This window comes from Bacillus sp. K2I17, from assembly GCF_002209985.1.
Classification (GTDB): Bacteria; Bacillota; Bacilli; order Bacillales; family Bacillaceae_G; genus Bacillus_A; species Bacillus_A wiedmannii.
Window position 1 is genome coordinate 1 of sequence record NZ_NJGF01000123.1, and the last position, 1,125, is coordinate 1,125.

The 1,125-nt window shown below is 35.8% G+C and carries 1 pseudogene; it reads right to left on the minus strand.

Annotated elements, in window-relative coordinates:
• Positions 1–253: 253 nt before the first annotated feature.
• Positions 254–1,087 (minus strand): annotated as a pseudogene (locus CER22_RS31020) (IS4 family transposase); the annotation flags it as partial.
• Positions 1,088–1,125 lie beyond the last annotated feature (38 nt).

Sequence of the window (1,125 nt, forward strand, 5' to 3'; positions counted from 1 at the left end):
ATATAAAAAACCCACATTTTGTTTGAAAATATCCCTTAAGTTGATGGATGTGGGGTAGCACCACATCGCTATCAAGTTAAGCTCATGTAACGTCAATGATAAGCAAGATTGTTTCTTTTTTTCGAAAGTCTATATGTAGATGCTTTAAATATTTGCATACGAAATAAACCCTATTGGGTTTCCTTTTTGAATTAAGCCGCTTGATTATCAGACATGGCACAATTGTAAACGACACCTAATATATCAAAGACTGTTTTCTTCTCATATCTGTGAGAGCGTCGGATATTTCGCATGTTTGTCCTGGTTGAAGTGAGTTCATTAAGACCTCCATATCTATCTGTATATACTCAGTACCTTTCTTGATTCTCCCATCTTGAAAATAATCAGGGTTGGGATTTTTTTGATAAATACGTGTATTGGATTTAATACGAGAGATATAGTAAGCCTTTTTATCTTGTATATGTTGAAGATCTTTCAAGTGAAAATAACCTAAATCACGGATACATAAATCATTCGCTGTGACAGTTGGGACACATAGAGAACCATAGGTTCGATCATGTTGTTTACCTGGGCCTGTATGAATATGTAGGAACTGTCCACTTAATAGATCATACTCAAGCTGAATCTTCACCCCCGCTGTATGACTGCATCCTCCTGTACCTGGATAAACAGATGAAAATACATCGGGAAGTTGAAATGCAGTTGAATCTAGGATACGAATACGCTTGAAAATAGAAGTGTATGGAGAAGAGAGCAGCTTAGTTGAAGATAACTTTTGGTTGAGAAGTTCAGCTAACACTTGTTGTAGAAATTGCACGGCTGTGGCATTAAATCGTTGATTCAGTCCCTCAGGACTGATAAGTACTTTTGTTGATGCTTCTAAACAACTACATAACTGAGTTAAAGAGGTTTTAGCGACATTTTGACTCATCCATACACATAAAGAAACTAAATCTTTTGCTTGGTACTTACTCGTTCGTTGTACAAAACCAACATCCCTAGCGATATCTCGTAAGATATTTGGAGATAAGAATCTTTGAACTTCTTGAGCAAATAGTTGTAATTCATCAGATACAGAAATAGACATACAAAAACGCCATCCTTTCCTATGATTTAAAGAAAGAA